The sequence below is a fragment of the Tistlia consotensis USBA 355 genome, from assembly GCF_900177295.1.
GTDB lineage: Bacteria > Pseudomonadota > Alphaproteobacteria > Kiloniellales > DSM-21159 > Tistlia > Tistlia consotensis.
Genome location: NZ_FWZX01000001.1, coordinates 330,868 through 348,576 on the forward strand (window position 1 = coordinate 330,868; position 17,709 = coordinate 348,576).

Annotated in this window: 13 protein-coding genes; 9 read left to right on the forward strand and 4 right to left on the reverse strand. The window is 74.1% G+C overall.

All coding sequences use genetic code 11. From position 1 onward, the window contains the following. The first annotated feature begins 87 nt into the window (after positions 1-87). Positions 88-678 (forward strand): PAS domain-containing protein, encoded by a 591-nt coding sequence (locus B9O00_RS01590; protein WP_159460059.1) that lies wholly within the window; start codon positions 88-90, stop codon positions 676-678. On the opposite strand, the gene B9O00_RS01595 is transcribed toward B9O00_RS01590, so the two are convergent. From B9O00_RS01595 to B9O00_RS01605, 3 genes are read right to left on the reverse strand one after another with little or no spacing between them, the layout of a single operon-like run. Continuing rightward, positions 675-2,930, reverse strand: coding sequence for a xanthine dehydrogenase family protein molybdopterin-binding subunit (locus B9O00_RS01595; RefSeq protein ID WP_085120671.1), 2,256 nt, complete (start codon positions 2,928-2,930; stop codon positions 675-677). The two genes, B9O00_RS01590 and B9O00_RS01595, sit on opposite strands and share 4 nt — an antisense overlap. Next, on the reverse strand, positions 2,923-3,981 hold the full coding sequence (locus B9O00_RS01600) for an FAD binding domain-containing protein (protein WP_085120672.1): 1,059 nt from the start codon (positions 3,979-3,981) through the stop codon (positions 2,923-2,925). The genes B9O00_RS01595 and B9O00_RS01600 overlap by 8 nt, the downstream gene beginning before the upstream one ends. Further along, positions 3,978-4,502: a (2Fe-2S)-binding protein gene (locus B9O00_RS01605; RefSeq protein WP_085120673.1), complete on the reverse strand. Its 525-nt coding sequence runs from the start codon at positions 4,500-4,502 to the stop codon at positions 3,978-3,980. The genes B9O00_RS01600 and B9O00_RS01605 overlap by 4 nt, the downstream gene beginning before the upstream one ends. A 235-nt stretch (positions 4,503-4,737) precedes the next feature. Between B9O00_RS01605 and B9O00_RS01610 the strand changes: the two genes are divergently transcribed. The 7 genes from B9O00_RS01610 (at position 4,738) to B9O00_RS34205 (ending at position 12,558) form a co-directional block, all read left to right on the forward strand. Continuing rightward, positions 4,738-5,358 (forward strand): TetR/AcrR family transcriptional regulator, encoded by a 621-nt coding sequence (locus B9O00_RS01610; RefSeq protein WP_200808368.1) that lies wholly within the window; start codon positions 4,738-4,740, stop codon positions 5,356-5,358. A gap of 145 nt (positions 5,359-5,503) precedes the next feature. Beyond that, positions 5,504-5,710 carry a YgaP family membrane protein gene (locus tag B9O00_RS01615; RefSeq protein WP_085120674.1) on the forward strand — a complete coding sequence of 69 codons (207 nt, stop codon included), beginning with the start codon at positions 5,504-5,506 and terminating at the stop codon, positions 5,708-5,710. 20 nt (positions 5,711-5,730) lie between these two features. Then, positions 5,731-6,759 carry an efflux RND transporter periplasmic adaptor subunit gene (locus B9O00_RS01620; RefSeq protein ID WP_085120675.1) on the forward strand — a complete coding sequence of 343 codons (1,029 nt, stop codon included), beginning with the start codon at positions 5,731-5,733 and terminating at the stop codon, positions 6,757-6,759. Then, entirely contained in the window at positions 6,756-10,007 is a 3,252-nt protein-coding gene (locus B9O00_RS01625) for an efflux RND transporter permease subunit (RefSeq protein ID WP_085120676.1), read from the forward strand. The genes B9O00_RS01620 and B9O00_RS01625 overlap by 4 nt, the downstream gene beginning before the upstream one ends. Before the next feature lie 112 nt (positions 10,008-10,119). Continuing rightward, positions 10,120-11,475, forward strand: a complete 1,356-nt coding sequence (locus B9O00_RS01630) for a ferredoxin reductase family protein (RefSeq protein WP_085120677.1) — start codon at positions 10,120-10,122, stop codon at positions 11,473-11,475. Positions 11,476-11,625: 150 nt separating this feature from the next. Continuing rightward, positions 11,626-12,063, forward strand: coding sequence for a type II 3-dehydroquinate dehydratase (locus tag B9O00_RS01635; protein ID WP_085120678.1), 438 nt, complete (start codon positions 11,626-11,628; stop codon positions 12,061-12,063). Between the two features lie 405 nt (positions 12,064-12,468). Beyond that, the gene (locus B9O00_RS34205) at positions 12,469-12,558 is read left to right on the forward strand and encodes an SEC-C metal-binding domain-containing protein (protein ID WP_235017027.1); all 90 of its coding nucleotides are present in this window, start codon (positions 12,469-12,471) and stop codon (positions 12,556-12,558) included. Positions 12,559-12,751: 193 nt separating this feature from the next. Here the strand turns inward: B9O00_RS34205 and B9O00_RS01645 are convergent, their stop codons facing one another. Further along, the gene (locus B9O00_RS01645) at positions 12,752-13,519 is read right to left on the reverse strand and encodes a thioesterase II family protein (protein ID WP_159460060.1); all 768 of its coding nucleotides are present in this window, start codon (positions 13,517-13,519) and stop codon (positions 12,752-12,754) included. 221 nt (positions 13,520-13,740) lie between these two features. On the opposite strand from B9O00_RS01645, the gene B9O00_RS01650 reads away from it, so the two are divergent. Then, positions 13,741-17,706, forward strand: a complete 3,966-nt coding sequence (locus B9O00_RS01650) for an SDR family NAD(P)-dependent oxidoreductase (RefSeq protein ID WP_085120680.1) — start codon at positions 13,741-13,743, stop codon at positions 17,704-17,706. The last annotated feature ends 3 nt before the right edge of the window (positions 17,707-17,709 follow it).

Below are 17,709 nucleotides of genomic sequence, written 5' to 3' on the forward strand. Positions count from 1 at the left end.
GGCCCGGCAGAGGGATCGGGCCCGGAGATCGGGCACGGGGATCGGGCACGGGGATCGGGCACGGGCGAACAGGACAGGGATGATCAGGTGGTAGCGCCGTTCAGCGACGCGCCCGGGCAGGTCCCCGTCGTCGAGGGCAAGCCCGGCGACACCGCGCACATCCATTCGCGGGTGCTGAGCCGGCTCGAGAGGTACTGGCAGCAGCTGCCGAGAACCAGGTCGATGCCGTCCCGAAAGGACTTCGATCCCGCGGCCATCAAGGACCTGCTGCCGTCGGTCTTCATGGTGGACGTCGTCGAAGCCCCCCTGCGCTTCCGCTATCGTCTGATCGGCACGCAGGTCCGCGAACTGAGCCAACGGGACCTGACCGGCCGGATGGTCGACGAGACCACCTACGGCGAGTCGAGCGACTTCATCCGGTTTCTCTTCGGCACCGTCGTTCGCCGCCGGGCTCCGGTGCTCGCACAGGGCAGCGCCAAGTGGCTGGATGCCAGCAGCTGGAAGGTCGTGGCCGTCCTGCTGCTGCCGCTGTCGAGCGACGGCGACGAGGTCGACATCATCCTGGGCGGCATCAACAGCGACTTCCACGCCCGGGAGCAGCCGCCGAGCAACCGGCTGTTGGCGGTCGACGACGTCGAGATCATCGTCGACCCGCACATCGAATGGGACCCGTCCTAGCCCAGCAGCCGGTCGAGGGTGATCGGGAACTGGCGGACCCGCACGCCGGTCGCGTGCCAGACCGCGTTGGCGATCGCGCCGACCGTGCCGGTGATGCCGATCTCGCCGACGCCCTTGATGCCGAGGGCGTTGACGTGGGGGTCCTCCTCCTCGACCAGGATCGTCTCCAGGGCCGGCAGATCGGCGTTGACCGGGATGTGGTACCCGGCCAGGTCCGCGTTCATCGGCCGCCCCGAGCGCCGGTCCATGACGGCCTGCTCGTGCAGGGCGAAGGACACGCCCCAGATCATGCCGCCGTAGTACTGGCTGACGACCATCCGGGGATTGATGATCCGGCCGGCCGCGAAGGCGCCGACCAGGCGGGTGACGCGGACCTGGCCGAGGTCGGGGTCGACCTTGACCTCGGCGAAGACCGCGCCGTGGGCCTGCATCGCGTAGCGCTGCTGCGCCGCCGCGTCCATCGCGCCTTTTCCACGCGCCTCGACCTCGGCGAGGCCTGCCCGTTCCAGGATCTCGGCATAGCCCTCGCTGCGGCTTTCGTCGTCGCGGCGATGGAGCCGTCCGTCGCGGGCGACGACGCCGGCGTTGCCGGCGCCGAACAGCGGCGAGCGCTCGTCGGCCATGGCGAGCTCGGCCAGCCGGGCGACCACCGCAGCGCCGGCGCTGTGGATCGCCGAGCCGGCCGTGGCGGTGTGCGCCGAGCCGCCGGCGATGCCGCCGTCGGGCAGGTCGGAGCTGCCGGAGCGGAACTCCACCCTCTCGCCGTCGAGCCCGACGGCGTCCGCGGCGATCTGGGCGAGCGCGGTCCAGGCGCCCTGTCCCATGTCGCAGGCGCCGATCTCGACCGTGCCGCCGCCGTCGCGCCGGATCACCGCTCGTGCCTCGGCCTCGAACATCAGCGCCGGGAAGATCGCGGTGCCGACTCCCCAGCCGACCAGCAGGCCGTGCTCGTCGCGCAGGCTGCGCGGCGCCAGCGGCCGCCGCTCCCAGCCGAAGCGCTCCGCCCCGCGGGCATAGCACTCGCGCAGCGCCTTCGAGGAGAAGGGCCGGCCGGTCGTCGGCTCGACCTCGGCGTAGTTCCTCAGTCGGAACTCCAGCGGGTCGAGGCCGCAGGCCTCGGCCATCTCGTCGACCGCACTCTCCAGGGCCGCCGAGCCGGGCGCCTCGCCGGGCGCCCGCATGAACATCGGCGTGCCGCAGTCGAGGCGCACCGCCTCGTGCAGCGTCGCGATCGCCGGGCTGGCGTAGAGCGCGTGCGAGGCGTTGGAAGCCGGCTCGAAGAACTCGTCGAAGCGGCTGCTGCTCATCAGCGTGTGATGCTCCAGCGCGGTCAGGCGGCCCTCGCCGTCGGCGCCGAGGCGCAGGCGCTGGCGGGTCGGCGAGCGGTGGCCGACCGGCCCGTAGAGCTGGGCCCGGGTCAGCGCCAGCTTGACCGGCCGGCCGACCAGCCTGGCCGCCATCACGCCGAGCACCTGGGGCCCGGACAGCAGGCCCTTGCAGCCGAAGCCGCCGCCCAGGAAGGGGCTGCGGATCAGGATGTTCTCGGGCGGGATGCCGAACAGGGCGGCGAGTCGCAGGCGGGCCATGGCCATGGCCTGGCTCGGCGTGTCGAGGGTCAGGCGGTCGCCGTCCCACCGGGCCACCACCGCGTGGGGCTCCATCGGGTTGTGGTACTGCGGCGGGGTCTCGTAGGTCGCCTCGATCGCCTGCGCGGCGGCCGCGAGCCCGGCCTCGACGTCGCCGTGCCGCAACTCGGCCGGGGCGCCCGGACCGACCGCCGTCGGCACGAAGCGCTCGCCGTCGTCCAGGCCGACGGCCGGCGGCTCGCTCTCGTAGCGCGGCGCCAGCAGCACGGCCCCCTCGGTCGCCGCCTCCAGGGTCTCGGCGACGACCAAGGCGATCGGCTGGCCGGCATAGCGCACCCGGTCGCTCTGCAGCAGGTCGAGCCGGAACACCAGGGGATTGGGCTTGGCGTCGGGGTCGCCGGCCAGCGCCGGCCGGTTCGCCGGGGTCATGACCTCGACGACACCGGGGTGGGCCATGGCGGCTTCGACGTCGAGCGCGACGACGCGGCCGCGCGCGACCGTGCTGACCGCGACGACCGCGTGGAGCAGGCCCTTCGGGTTGTTGTCGGCGGCGTAGCGAGCGGCACCGGTGACCTTGAGCAGGCCGTCGCGGCGGGTCAGCGGCCGGCCGATGTTCGAGCCGTGCCGCAGGTGGACCGGGTCCTGGGTGAGCGTGATCTCAGGCATGGACGAGAGCTCCGGGAACGGGGGCGAAGGGAGAGGCCGGCAGCGCCGGAACGCGCGCCGGCGTGCCGGCCAGGGCCAGCGTCAGGGCGCGCGCCGCGGTACGCCGCGCCAGCTCGATCTTGAAGGCGTTGTCGCCGGGCGCGCGGGCCTCGGCGAGCGCCGCTTCGGCGGCCTGACGGAAGGCCTCCGGCCCGGGCGGACGGCCGGCCAGCAGGGCCTCGGCCTCCGGGCAGCGCCAGGGCTTCGCCGCGACGCCGCCGAGGGCGAGCCGGGCCTCGGCGATCCGGCCGCCCTCCAGGCGCAGCGCGGCGGCCGCCGAGACCACCGCGAAGGCGAAGGAGGTGCGCTCGCGGACCTTGAGGTAGCGGGCGTTCGCCGAGAAGGCCTCGGCCCCGGCCGGCAGGCGCAGGGCGACGACCAGTTCGCCCTGCGCCAGCGTGGTCTCCCGCTCCGGCGTCTGGCCCGGCAGCCGGTGGAAATCCTCGAACGCCACCGCGCGACGCCCCGCCCGGCCCTCGATCTCGACCACCGCGTCGAGCGCCGCCAGCGGCACGCAGAAGTCCGAGGGATGGGTCGCGACGCAGGCCTCGTTCCAGCCCAGCACGGCCTGCTGCCGGCTGTCGCCGCCGCGGGCGTCGCAGCCGCTTCCGGGTGCCCGCCTGTTGCAGGCGCTGGCCGGGTCGGCGAACCAGGCGCAGCGGGTCCGCTGCAGCAGGTTGCCGCCGACCGTCGCGGCGTTCCTGAGCTGCGCCGAGGCGCCGGACAGCAGGGCCTCGGCAATCGCCGGGAAGCGCCGGGCGAAATCCGAATCGTGAGCCAGGTCGGCGTTGCGCACCAGGGCGCCGATGCGCAGGCCGCCGTCGGGTAGCTCCTCGATGCGGTCGAGCCCCGGCAGGCGGCTGACGTCGACCAGCCGGCCCGGCGCGGCGGCGCCGCTCTTCATCAGGTCGAGCAGGTTGGTGCCGCCGGCGAGATAGGCGGCACCGGGCTCGGCGGCCGCGGCGACGGCCTCGGCGACCGTCGCCGGCCTCACGTAGTCGAAGCGCTTCACGCCGCGTCCTCCTGCTCGTGGCCCGCATCCCCGGCCGTGAGGACGCGCTGGGCCTCCAGCACCGCCTCGGTGATCCCGGCGTAGGCGCCGCAGCGGCAGAGGTTGCCGCTCATGCCCTCGCGCACCCGCTCGGGGTCGTCGCCGGCCTGGCCCTCGCGGATCAGGCCGACCGCGCTCATGATCTGGCCGGGCGTGCAGAAGCCGCACTGGAAGCCGTCGTGGGCGATGAAGGCGGCCTGGACGGGATGGAGGCCGTCGGCCCCGCTCGGGTCCTGGGCGGCCAGGCCCTCGATGGTGACGACCTCGGCGCCGTCGCAGGCGACCGCCAGTGCCAGGCAGGCATTCACGCGCCGGCCGTCGAGCAGGACCGTGCAGGCGCCGCACTGGCCGCGGTCGCAGCCCTTCTTGCTGCCGGTCAGGTGAAGCCGCTCGCGCAGCAGGTCGAGCAGCGTGACCCGCGGGTCGTCGAGCGCGACCTCCCGCGTCACGCCGTTCACGGAAAGCGATATCGAGAAGCTCATGGACTGCTCCCGTCGGTGTATCGTCGAATGGATCGGGCGGGCACGGGGCAGGCGGTGCGGCCTTGGGGCGGCGCGGCTCCGGGGCGCCGGGAGGGGCCGGGTCGGGGCCGGATGGGCTTGACGGACGCAGCCGACCTGCTCAGATGTGCATGGACCCTTTTATACGGAGGGTTCCTCCGCTTTTCAAGGAGACGGAGGCATCCTCCGGTTATTTTTCCGATCTGGTGCGCGAGCGGTGGCAGACAAGAGGCAGGCGACGAAGAAAGCGGAGGCGGAGACGGGCGCTGGCCGCAAGCCGCGCGCCGATGCGCTGCGCAACCGCGAGCGCCTGCTCGTGGCGGCCAAGACGGTGTTCAGCGCCGGCGGCGCCGACGCCAGCCTGGAGGCCGTGGCGCGCGAAGCCGGGGTCGGCATCGGCACGCTCTACCGCCACTTCCCGACCCGCGAGGCGCTGTTCGAGGCGGTCTACCGCCGCGAGGTCGAGCAGGTCGCCGAGCTGGCCGAGCGGCTGCAGGGCGCCGACGACCCGGTCGAGGCGCTGCGCAGCTGGCTGCACCGCAACGTCGAGCTGGTCGCCACCAAGAAGGGCATGGCCGCCGCGCTGGCGCTGGCCGCGCACGGCGACTCGGAGCTCTTCACCTATTCGAAGCAGCGCCTGAGGGCGGCGGTCGGCAGTCTGCTCGAGCGCGCCGTCGCCGCCGGCGCGATCCGCCCCGACATCGGCCCCCACGATCTGCTGCACGCCCTGATCGGCCTGTGCATGCAGCACGGCCAGCCCGGCTGGCAGGCCAGCGTGCGCCGGCTGATCGACGTCCTCGTCGACGGCCTGAGGGTACAGCGCGGGCGGCCCGACTGACGTCACGGGAACGCCGGTCGGGACCGGCGCCCCGTCCCGATCCACCTCCGCTTGACCTGGGTCAGTCCGTCCTCCTGCAACTTTTGGCACTGTTGCGCCCGCGGGCGCCCGTCGGTGCGCGCCCCGCGCAAAGAGGGAGAGGGCCATGAACGTCGACCGCTTCGTCCTGCTGTTTGCCGGTGCCTTCGTCGTCGCGAGCGTCGCGCTCGCCCATTTCGTCTCGCCCTGGTGGCTGCTCTTCACGGCCTTCGTCGGCGTCAATCTCATGCAGGCCTCGGTCACGGGGTTCTGTCCGCTGGCGATGATCCTGCGCGCGGTCGGCGTCAGGCCCGGCACGGCCTTCCCGAAGTAGGGCGGGCCGGAACGCCGATCATGGGACCTCCCGCTCTCGCCGCCGCGCTCGCGCTTCTCGCCACGCTGTCCGCCGCACCGGCTCCGGCCCAGCAGGCGCCCTCGGCCGCCGCCCTGCCCTTCGCGACGCTCGAGGTGACGCCGGTGACGGCGCGCCGCGAGCAGATCTGGGACGGCGTCGTCGAGGCGGTCCACGAGGCGACGATGTCGGCGCAGACCGCGGGGCGCGTGCTGGAGCTGCCCTACGACGTCAACGACTACGTGCCCAAGGGCGCGCTGATCCTGCGCCTGACCGACGTCGAGCAGCAGGCGGCGGTGCATCAGGCCGAGGCCGCCTACGAGGAGGCCCGGGCGAACTTCTCGCGCATCGAGACGCTCTTCTCCCACGGGACGGCCTCGAAGGCCGCCTTCGACGCCGCCCGCGCGCGCCGCGACACGGCCCAGGCGGCGCTGCGCACGGCGCAGCAGCAGCTCGACTACACCGCGGTCATGGCGCCCTATGCCGGCTACGTCACGAAACGCTTCGTCCAGGTCGGCGAGGAAGTGCAGCCCGGGCAGCCGCTGATCACGGGCATCTCGCTCGACGCCCTCCGGGTCTCCGTCCGGATTCCCCAGACCGCGGCGGCGGCGATCCGCAGGTACGCGACGGCCGACATCCTGCTCGACGGCACCGGCGCCAGGCGCGTCGCCGCCACCAAGGTCGTGGTCTTCCCCTACGCCGATCCCGAGACCCACAGCTTCACGGTCCGCCTGGAGCTGCCGCAGCGCGACCTCGGGCTGTTCCCCGGCGAGACCGTGAAGTGCGCCTTCGAGATCGGCGAGGCGACCCGGCTGCTGATCCCGGTCAGCGCGCTGGTCCAGCGCAGCGAGGTCAGCGGGGTCTACGTGGTCCAGGGCAGGGAGGTCGCGCTGCGCCAGCTCCGCCTCGGCCACCGGCTGGACGACAAGGTCGAGGTCCTCGCGGGGCTGTCGGCCGGCGAGCTCATCGCCGCCGATCCGGTCGCCGCCGTGACCTATGCCGCCGAGGCGCGCGCCAAGAGCCAGCCATGACCGAGGCTCCGGAACCGGCGCCGCTCGGCTTCGCCGGCCGCATCGCGCGGGCGTTCCAGGATTCGCGCCTGACGCCGATCCTGGCGCTGGTCGCCGTGCTCGCCGGCCTCTTCGCGCTGGTCGTCACGCCGCGCGAGGAGGAGCCGCAGATCGACGTCACCATGGCCAACGTCTTCGTCCCCTTCCCGGGCGCGGACGTCCAGGACGTCGAGAACCTCGTCGCCTTCCCGCTGGAGCAGAAGCTCTCCGAGATCAAGGGCGTCAAGCACGTCTATTCGGTGAGCCGGCCGGGCATGGCCGTCGTGACCGTCGAGTTCCAGGTCGGCGTGCCGCGCCAGACGGCGATCGTGCGGCTCTACAACCAGGTCTACCAGAACGCCGACTTCGTGCCGCCGGGGCTCGGCGTCGGGCAGCCGCTGATCCGGCCCATGGGCATCGACGACGTGCCGGTCATGGCCCTGACGCTCTGGACCGACGACCCCTCGCGCGGCCGCGTCGAGCTCGCCGAGGTCGCGCACATGCTGGAGACCGACCTCAAGCGCATCCCGGGCACGCGCGACGTCTACACGATCGGCGCGCCGGACCGCGCCGTCACGGTCACGCTCGATTCGGCGAAGCTCGCGGCCTACGGCCTGTCGGTCGAGGACCTGGCCGGCGCGCTCCAGGCCGCCAACGTGGTGACCCAGGCCGGCGACCGGGTCGCCGGCAACCGCGACGTCCCGGTCACCGCCGGCACCTTCCTGGCCGATGCCGACGAGGTCGCCGGCCTGGTCATCGGGCTCAAGAACGGCCAGCCGGTCTTCCTCTCCGACGTCGCCCGGGTGACGCGCGGGGCGGACCTGCCGGCGCGCTACGCCTGGTACGGCGCACCGCCCGGCCGGCCCGGCCCGAAGAGCGGCCGGGCCCCGGCCGTCACCCTCGCCATCGCCAAGAAGTCCGGCACCAACGCCGCCGACATCACCCGCGCCGTCGCCGAGCGGATCGCGGCGCTGCGCGGCGTCGAGATCCCCCAGGGCGTCGAGGTCGCGGTCACCCGCGACTACGGCAGGACCGCGACCGACAAGGCCGACAAGCTGATCCACAAGCTGCTCTTCGCGACGGCCTCGGTCGTGCTGCTGGTCCTGGCGACCCTGGGCTGGCGCGAGGCCATCGTCGTCGGCAGCGCCGTCGCGATCACCCTGATGCTGACGCTCTTCGCCTCCTGGGGCCTCGGCTTCACCATCAACCGCGTCTCGCTCTTCGCGCTGATCTTCTCGATCGGCATCCTGGTCGACGACGCGATCGTCATCGTCGAGAACATCCACCGCCACGCGGCACTCGGCCACAAGTCCCTGAAGTCGGCGATCCCGGCCGCGGTCTCCGAGGTCGGCGGGCCGACGATCCTGGCGACCTTCACGGTCATCGCCGCCCTGCTGCCCATGGCCTTCGTCAGCGGCCTGATGGGGCCCTACATGCGGCCGATCCCGATCAACGCCTCGGCCGGCATGCTGCTGTCCCTGGTCGTCGCCCTGGTCGCGACGCCCTGGCTCTGCCTGAAGATCATGCGGCACCACCACGCGCCGGCGCCGGCGGCGGCCGAGCGGCGCGAGGAGCGCTGGCTCGACCGGCTGTTCCGCCGGCTGATGCACCCCTTCCTCGACGGCCCGGGCGCCGGCGGCCGGCGCCTGCTGCTGTTCGCCGGCGTCGTCGCGCTGGTCGTCCTGGCCGGCGGCCTCGTCGTCGTCAAGGCGGTGATCCTCAAGATGCTGCCCTTCGACAACAAGTCGGAGTTCCAGGTCGTCCTCGACATGCCCGAGGGCTCGACCCTGGAGGAGACCGACCGGGTGCTGGGCGAGCTGGCGCGCGCGCTGGCCGGCGTGCCCGAGGTCGAGAGCTACGAGGGCTACGCCGGCACCAGTGCGCCGATCACCTTCAACGGCCTGGTCCGGCAGTACTACCTGCGCGCCGGCCCGACGGTCGGCGACCTGCAGGTCGAGCTGGTCGACAAGGCCGGGCGCGACCGCCAGAGTCACGCCATCGCGCTGGCCGTCCGCCCGAAGCTCGCGGCGATCGCCGAGCGCTACGGCGCCTCGGTCAAGCTCGTCGAGGTGCCGCCGGGCCCGCCGGTGCTGGCGCCGATCGTCGCGGAGATCTACGGCCCCGACTACGCCAGGCTGCGCGCCGTCGCGACGGCGCTGGCCGGCGACTTCCGGGCCAACCCCGATCTCGTCGACGTCGACACCAGCGTCGAGGCCGACTCGCCGCGCGACGTCGTCGTGGTCGACCGGGAAAGGGCGGCCCGCCTCGGCCTGTCCCAGGCCGCGATCGCGCGCGCGCTCAGGACCGCGCTGTCGGGCGACGACGCGACCTACGTGCTGGACGGGCGCGAGAAGGTCGCCCTGCCGATCCGCCTGCGCCTGCCGGCCGGCGACCAGGCCTCGCTCGACCAGCTGCTGGCCCTGCAGGTGCGCTCCTCGAGCGGCGCGCTGGTGCCGATCTCAGAGGTCGTGCGGGTGGTCCGGGCCGGCTGGGAGAAGGCGATCTACCACAAGGACCTGCTGCCCTACGCCTATGTCGTCGGCGACGACGCCGGGGCGACCGACAGCCCGCTCTACGGCATGTTCGCGCTGGTCTCGAAGCTGGGCCGCGACCCGGTCGACGGCCTGCACCTGGCGCAGCACTTCATCGCCCAGCCGGGCGACACCACGCGCTTCTCGGTCAAGTGGGACGGCGAGTGGCAGATCACCTACGAGACCTTCCGGGACATGGGCCTCGCCTACCTGGTCGGCCTCGCCCTGATCTACCTGCTGGTCGTCGGGCAGTTCAAAAGCTACCTCGTGCCGCTGGTCATCATGGCCCCGATCCCGCTGACCCTGATCGGCATCATGCCGGGCCACGCCCTGCTCGGCGCACAGTTCACCGCGACCTCGATGATCGGCATGATCGGCCTCGCCGGCATCATCGTGCGCAACTCGATCCTGCTGATCGACTTCGTCAACCACGCCCGGGCCGCGGGGCGCCCGCTCCACGAGGCGGTCGTCGAGGCCGCCGCCGTCCGCGCCCGGCCGATCGCCCTGACCGGCCTCGCCGCGATGCTCGGCGGCTTCTTCATCCTCGACGACCCGATCTTCCAGGGCCTGGCGATCTCGCTGATCTTCGGCATCCTGATCTCGACCCTGCTGACCCTGCTGGTCATCCCCCTGCTCTACTACGCCTATCTGGCGCGCCAGGAGCGGCGCGCGCGGGGCTCGGAGCCGGAGGCGGCCTGACGGCCGCCGCCCCTCGCACACCGGCAGCCCGCGCTCCTTGACGCACGTCAAAGACGTGCGGCGGCAATGGCCATACGCAACCCCCGCATAGCGAGCAGCGGAGCGAAGCATCATGCGGACGATCAGGCGCACGTTCTGGCTGCTGCTGGCGCTCCTGACGGCGCTCTGGCTGCTCGCGGAGCCGCAGCTGCTCCAGACGGCCGGCTTCGGCGCGCTGCGCCAGGCGATGCTGCAGTACAGCGGCGTCGTCGCCATCGCCTGCATGAGCGTCGCCATGGTCCTGGCCCTGCGGCCGCGCTGGCCGGAACGCCGGCTCGGCGGCCTCGACAAGATGTACCGGCTGCACAAGTGGCTCGGCATCGCGGCGCTCGTCGTCTCGCTGGCCCACTGGCTGTGGAGCGAGGGGCCGAAGTGGGCGGTCGGGCTGGGCTGGATGGCCCGGCCGGCGCGCGGTGCGCGGGCAGCGCTCGAGAACCCGGTCGCCCAGGTCCTCGCCAGCCTGCGCGGCGCCGCCGAGGGCCTGGGCGAATGGGCCTTCTACGCGGCGATGCTGCTGATCGTGCTGGCGCTCGTCACCGCCTTCCCCTACCGGCTGTTCCACAGGACGCACCGCCTGCTGCCGGCGGCCTACCTGGTGCTGGTGTTCCACTCGGTGGTGCTGACCAGGTTCGGCTACTGGACCTCGCCGCTCGGCGTCGTGCTGGCGCTGCTGATGGCCGCCGGGACCTACGCGGCAGCCGTCTCCCTGCTGGGCCGCGTCGGCTGGGGGCGGCGGGTCCGGGGCCGGATCGCCTCGCTCCGCTACTATCCCGGCGTCAAGGCCCTCGAGACCGAGATCGACGTGCCCCAGGGCTGGCCGGGGCATCGGCCCGGCCAGTTCGCCTTCGCGACCTCGGAAGCCTCGGAGGGCGCGCACCCCTACACCATCGCCTCGGCCTGGAACGACGAGGCCCGGCGCATCCGCTTCGTCACCAAGGAGCTGGGCGACCACACCGGCCGGCTCCGCCAGACCCTGAAGGTCGGCCAGCCGGTGACGATCGAGGGGCCCTACGGCTGCTTCGACTTCGACGACGGCCGGCCCCGCCAGATCTGGATCGGCGGCGGCATCGGCATCACGCCCTTCATCGCCGGCATGAAGCACCTGGCGCTGCGACGCCAGGCCGATCCGGAGGGCGCCCGCCTGCCCCTCGTCGACCTGTTCCACACGACGACCGACTACGACGAGACGGCCCTCGCCAAGCTGACGGCCGACGCCGAGGCCGCGCAGGTCCGCCTGCACCTGCTGGTCGACGCCCGCGACGGCCTGCTGACCGGCGAGCGCATCCGCGCGGCCGTGCCGGACTGGCGGGAGGCCAGCTTCTGGTTCTGCGGCCCGGCGGGCTTCGGCGAATCCCTGCGCAGGAACTTCGCGGCCCAGGGACTGCCGGTCGGCGAGCGCTTCCACCAGGAGCTCTTCGCGATGCGGTGAGCGGCCCGCCGGCCGGCTGGCGGTGGCCGCCTGGCTTTGGCCCGGCCGTGCCGGAGATCCTCCTCCGGCCGCCGCGCCTTTGCCGTTACGTTACAAGGGGCGAGACGAGCGGGGGCCGGATGCCTTCGCGCCCCACGAAGGGAGGCAGACGTGAGCACGGCCATCCATGTCCTCAACGGCCCCAACCTCAACCGCCTGGGCAGGCGCGAGCCGGCGATCTACGGCACCACCACCCTTGCCGAGATCGAGGCCCTGTGCCGGCAGGAGGCTGGCGACAGTCCGCTGGCGTTCCGGCAGACCAACTGGGAAGGCCAGTTGATCGACTGGGTGCACGAGGCGATCGACGCGGCCGGCGCCCTGGTCATCAATCCGGCCGGGCTCAGCTTCACCTCGGTCTCGCTGCTCGACGCGCTCAAGATGTTCCCGGGGCCGCTCATCGAGCTGCACATCTCGAACGTCCATCGCCGCGAGCCCCTCTACCACCACTCCTACGTCTCGACGGTCGCGACGGCCGTCATCGCCGGCCTCGGCGCCGAGGGCTACCCGGTCGCGGTGCGTGCGGCGAAGCGTCTGCTCGCCGCAGGCTGAGGGAGCGGGAGCGGCCATTGCTGCCGAGGCGAACTGGGCGCCCCGGCCTCCTCCGAGCGTGTATCGGCCGGCCCGAAACCGGCTGGCGCGGCGCCTCGCTCTCCGCCACGGCAGCGCCGGCCCACGTCCTCGATGTCGCGGTGCCTCGAGACCAATCAACCCGGGCCGCTCCACGCACCGCGGCGAACGCCGATGCCGGCTTGACGGTGCGAGCGCTTCTCTCCATAAGCCCTCCCCCGCGCCGGACGCCGGCCGAAGCGACTCAGGAGACAGGAAGGGGGTGCGCCATGGCACGCAGGATCGATGAGGTCTCGCTTGAGACCATGAGCAAGCGCCGGAAGGGGTTTCAACTCGGAGAGCCGGGTCAAGCGCGGTGACCGCGTCGTCCACGGCGACAAGGAGCTGATCGAGAAGCTCGGCCGCAACGACCCCTGCCCCTGCGGCTCGGGACGCAGGTTTCAAGGCCTGCTGCCTGAAGGCCCGGAGCTTTCATAGAGCGGAAGTACTATCGGCGCTGACGCCGGGCGCCCTACGGCGCGGACGCGGTTCGTCGGCAGCGACAGCGAGCGGATCTCGGCGACGACGTTGGTCGATCTCGAACCCAGCCTCGATGCGCTTGCCGAGGCCGTGGGAGCCGGTCGGCCGCGGCGTCCGGGTCGCTGATCTCGGTCGTTCGGCCCCGGCCCCGTCAGGCCCCGAGCGCCTGCCGGATCCTGAGGCGCAGCTCGGCGCCGGCCGAGGCCTCGAAGGCGAAGCCGTGGCCGCCGTCGAGCACGACGATCTCGCAGCCGGCGCCGCTCACGCCCTGCCAGAGCGCCAGGTCCTCGAGGTCGAGCAGCCGATCCTCGCGGCCGCCGAAGACGGTGATCGGGCAGGCCAGCGGCTGCGGCTCCACCGGCGGCCGGTAGGTCTCGAGCAGCCGCAGGTCGCTGCGCAGGCGCGGCTCCAGCTCGGCGAGGATCGCGGCGTCCGCCGGCGGCCGGTCGTCCTCGGTCAGCGCCTGCCAGAAGGCCTCGGACGGCAGCGCGTGGATCGGCGGCAGCGCGCGCGGCTGCAGCGGCGAGCGGCTGGCCGCGGCGAAGAGGTGGCGCGGCGGCGGCAGGCCGCGCGCCAGCAGCGCGAGGGCCAGCTCGTAGGCGACGGTCCCGCCCATCGAGTAGCCGAACAGCGCGAAGGGCCGGTCGAGCGCCGGCGCGACGATCCCGGCCAGGATTTCCGCCAGGTCCCGGATGCTGCCGGGCAGGGGCTCGGCGGCGCGACTTTCGCGCCCCGGCAGCCGTGCCAGCCAGAGCTCGACGGTCTCCGGAAAGCCCGATTCCCACCCGTGAAAGTTGCCGGGAACGCCGCCGGCCCCGGGGAAGCAGAACAGCCGGCAACGGCTCTCGCCGGCCGCGCCGGCGCGCTGCGGCCGCACGAACCAGCCGTCCGGGCCGGCGCTGGGGCCTCTGCCGCCCACCTCCTCGACACTCCCTATGTTGCTGCGGCGCCGAGGATGTCTCAATGCGTGGGGGGTCCGCAAGGTTACCGGGGCTTAACTTGAAAGGGGGCCACCTATCGGGCATAGTCCGCCTCCGTTGGCCTTGCCGCTGGATGCTATTTGTGCGTGTGTCCGGTTCTCGTACGGCCACCCAGATTGGCCAAGACGCCGTCGATTCCGAGGAGCCGGGAGCAGCGGCCGTGGACGAGTTCGACACCACCGGACCGGGCGGAGCGGAGCAATCGGAAGCGGCGCTGCGGCAGCTGCCCGGCATCGCCGCGGCCCGGGTGCTGGATCTCGAGGACGCCGCCGGCAGGAGCCGGCGCGTCGCCTGGCTGGCCGGCCCCGGCGCCCTGTCGCCCCTGCCCGAAGGCATCGCCGAGCGCCACGGCCTCGACCGGGTCGCCGCCGTCGCCAGGCTCGCCCCCGCCGGCCGCGAGAGCGATGCGCTGCTCGCCGGCCTGCCGCTGTGGGACGTCGCGGCACTCGAACGGCTGGCCGAGGGCTTCCGGGCACGTGACGGCGTCGCGGACGCCGCCGTCGCCGCCCTGCCGCGCAGCACGCCGCGCTTCCCGAGCCGCCGCCGCCTGACGCCCGACGGCCGGCCGGCATCCGGACAGGCCGCCGAGGCGCGCGGCCCCTCGGCCGAGCGCGCCGAGATCGGCCGGCGCCTGTCCGAGCGGGACGCGGTCGCCGAGGGCGCCCCCCTGGTCGTTCCCGCCGACCATCCCCGGACCCTCGCGGAGGCGCTGGAGCGCGCCGCGGCCACCGACCGGGGCATCAGCTACCTGGACGAGAATCTCGCGGAGCGGCGCGAGAGCTATGCCGAGCTGCGGGGGCGGGCGCTGCGCATGCTCGGCGGGCTGCGGGCGGCCGGCGCCGCGGCGGGCGACATCCTGCTGCTCGACACCGCCGGCGCCGCCGGCTTCCTCGGCGCCTTCTGGGCCTGCGTGCTGGGCGGAATGGTGCCGGCGCCGATCGCCCTGCCCGATGCCGGCGCCGACCCGGCGGCCTTCGAGCGGCTTCGGGCGGTCTGGGCGGTGCTCGGGCGGCCGAGGCTGGTCGGCGGCGCGGCCGCCCTCAGGGCCCGCGCCCTCTTCGGCGGCGAGCTCGCGGTGGTCGAGACGGCGGCCCTCGGGACCGGATCGCCCGCCGAGCCGACGCCGGCCCGCGACCCCGGCCAAACCGCCGTCATCATCCTGACCTCGGGCAGCACCGGCACGCCCAAGGGCGTCTGCCAGCGCCACGCCGCGATCCTCTCGATGAGCGCCGCCGCGCGCCAGGGCGTCGCGCTGGAGCGCGGCCGCGAGGTCTTCTTCAACTGGATGCCGCTCGACCACGTCGGCGGCTTCGTCTTCCTGATGGCCGTGCCGGTGATCCTGGCCTCCGACCAGGTCCACGCGCCGACGGCGCCGATCCTGGCCGAACCGCTACGCTGGGTCGAGCTGATCGACCGCCACCGCGTGACGGTCAGCTGGGCGCCGAACTTCGCCTTCAGCCTGATCGCCGACGCCGTCGGCAAGGCCGGCCCGCAACGCCGGGACCTCGCCTGCCTCAAGGCGCTCTACAACGGCGGCGAGGCGGTGACCGAAGGCTCGCTGCGCGCCTTCGAGGAGAGCCTGGCGCCCCAGGGGCTGAAGCAGGGCGTGATGCGGCCGAGCTTCGGCATGTCCGAGACCTGCGCGCCGATCACCCTGGCCGAACTCGGCCACGCGATCGGCCCCTTCGCCAGCCTCGGCGCCCCGGTGCCCGGCAGCGCGCTGCGCATCGCCGGCGAGGACGGGCGGCCGCTCAAGGAAGGCGAGATCGGCAGACTGGAGCTGAACGGCCCGCAGATCTTCGCCGGATACCATGGACGGCCCGACCTGACCGGCGCCGTCCTGCGGGACGGCTGGTTCGACACCGGCGACGTCGGCTTCCTGGCCGCCGGGCGGCTCTACCTGACCGGCCGCCTCAAGGACTCGCTGATCGTCAACGGCGCCAAGTTCTTCGCCCACGAGATCGAGGCCGTCGCAGCCGCCGTTCCCGGCATCGAGCGCGCCGGCGTCGCGGCCGTGCCGGTCCGCGCGCCCGGCAGCGCCGCCGAGCGCGTCGCGGTCTTCTTCGGCGCGCCGCCGGACGCGGCCGACGACGACGTGCTGCGCGCCCTGGCCCTGGCGCTGCGCGGCCGTCTCGCCCGCGAGCTCGGCCTCTCGGCCGACTACCTGATTCCGGTCGGCGCGGCCGAGATTCCGCGCACCGGCATCGGCAAGATCCAGCGCCCGGCCCTGCAGAAGCGCTTCGCCGAGGGCGCCTACGACACCGCGATCGAGCGGGTCGGGAGCCTGATCGGCGGCGCCGAGCGCTGCGCCCTGGCGCTGCACCGGAAGGTCTGGATGGAGGCATCGCCGCCGCCGGCGACCGGGCCCGTGCCGGCCGTCGACCTGCTGGTCGGCTCCGAAGCCCTCGCGTCAGGGGTGGTCGCGAAGCGGCGCGTCGGCGGCGAAGCGCTCGCCGGCACGGCCCTGCCGCCGGGCGGCACCGTCGTCCATCTCGCGGGATGCGAGGGCGCGCCGGGCGAGGAAGCCTACCGCTCGCTGCTCGCGCTCGGCCGGGCGGTCGCGACGCTGCCGGCGGAGCGCCGGCCGCGAAGCGTGCTGGCCGCCGTCAGCGACGCCGTCGCCCTGGCGCCCGGGGAGCCGCTCGCCGCCGGGCCCGCGCTGATCCCCGGCCTGCTCCGCTCGCTCGCCCTGGAGCTGCCGGAGGTCCGCTGGCGGGTCGTCGACCTGCCGCAGCCGGAGCTGGCCTCGCTGCCGGACGTGCTGGCCGCCGAGAGCGCCGCCGGCGCCGAGCCCGAGACCGCCTGGCGTCGCGGCCGCCGCTTCGTCGCGCGCTTCGAGCCGCTCGACCCCCCGGTCGTCGAGGACGGGCGACCGCCGGTGCGCCCCGGCGACCTCTGGCTGGTCACGGGCGGGCTCGGCGGCATCGGCCGCGCGGCCGCCCGCCGCCTGCTCGGCGAGGGCGCCCGGCTGCTGCTGATCGGCCGGAGCGAGCGGCGCGCGCTGCCCGCCGAGCGGGCCGAGGCCCTGGCCGCGCTGGAGACCCTCGGCGAGGTCGGCTATGCCGCCCTCGACGTCGGCGACCGGGAGGCCCTGGCCGCCGCCGTCGCAGCCGCAGAGGCCGAAGCCGGGCGCAGGCTCGCCGGCATGATCCACCTCGCCGGCGTCGGCCGGCCGGTCGCCCTGCAGGACGACGACGGCGCCGAGCTGCCGGCGCTGCGACGCGCCGCGCTCGACGGCCTGGCCGCGCTGGCGACGCTGCTCGACGGGCGGCCGGAGGCCAGCCTGACCGTCGCCGGCTCGATCGTCGGCCGGGTCGGCGGCCATGTCCCGAGCTACGCCGCGGTCAACGCCGCCGCCGCCGAGACGGCCGGCCGGCTGATCGCCGAGGGCCGGCGCGTCTCGCACCTCGCCTTCTCGTCCTGGACCGGCGTCGGCATGAGCGAGGGCCGGACCAACGCGGCGCTGCTGCAGGCCGACGGCCTGCTCGGGCTCGAGGCCGACGCCGGGCTGACGGCCCTCGAGGCCGCGCTCCGGCGGCCGGGCAGCGCCTGGCTGGTCGGGCTCGACGGCGACCACCCGCTGCACGCGGCCTTCACGACCGGCGCGCCGGCGCCGCTGCTGCGGCCGGTCGCCTGGCTGGCCGGCGCGGGAGCCGCCGGCGCCGAGCGCCACGCCGACGCCCTCGGCCGGCCCGCCTGGGTGCTGGTCCGGCCGGTCGCCGAGATCCCGCACCGCGCCGACGGCAGTCTCGACCTCGGCCGCCTCGCCGCCGGCGAAGGCGGCGCGCGCGTCGCGCCGCGCGACGAGGCCGAGCGGCGGGTCGCGGCGATCTTCGCCGAGGTGCTGTCGATCGAGGAGCCGGCGGTCGACGACGACTTCTTCCTGGCCGGCGGCACCTCGCTGCTGGCCGGCCGGCTGGCGGCGCGCCTGTCCAGCCGCTTCTTCGTCGAGCTGCCGGTCGGCGCGGTGTTCCGGCAGCCGACGGTCGAAGGCCTGACCCGGCAACTGCGCGCCCTCGAACCGCAGCCCGGCATGGTCGACGCCGTGGCCCGACAGCTCGCCGTCATCGAAAGCCTCTCGCCAAACGAGCGCGCGGCGATGCAGGCTCGACTGGCGGGACGCTAGGGA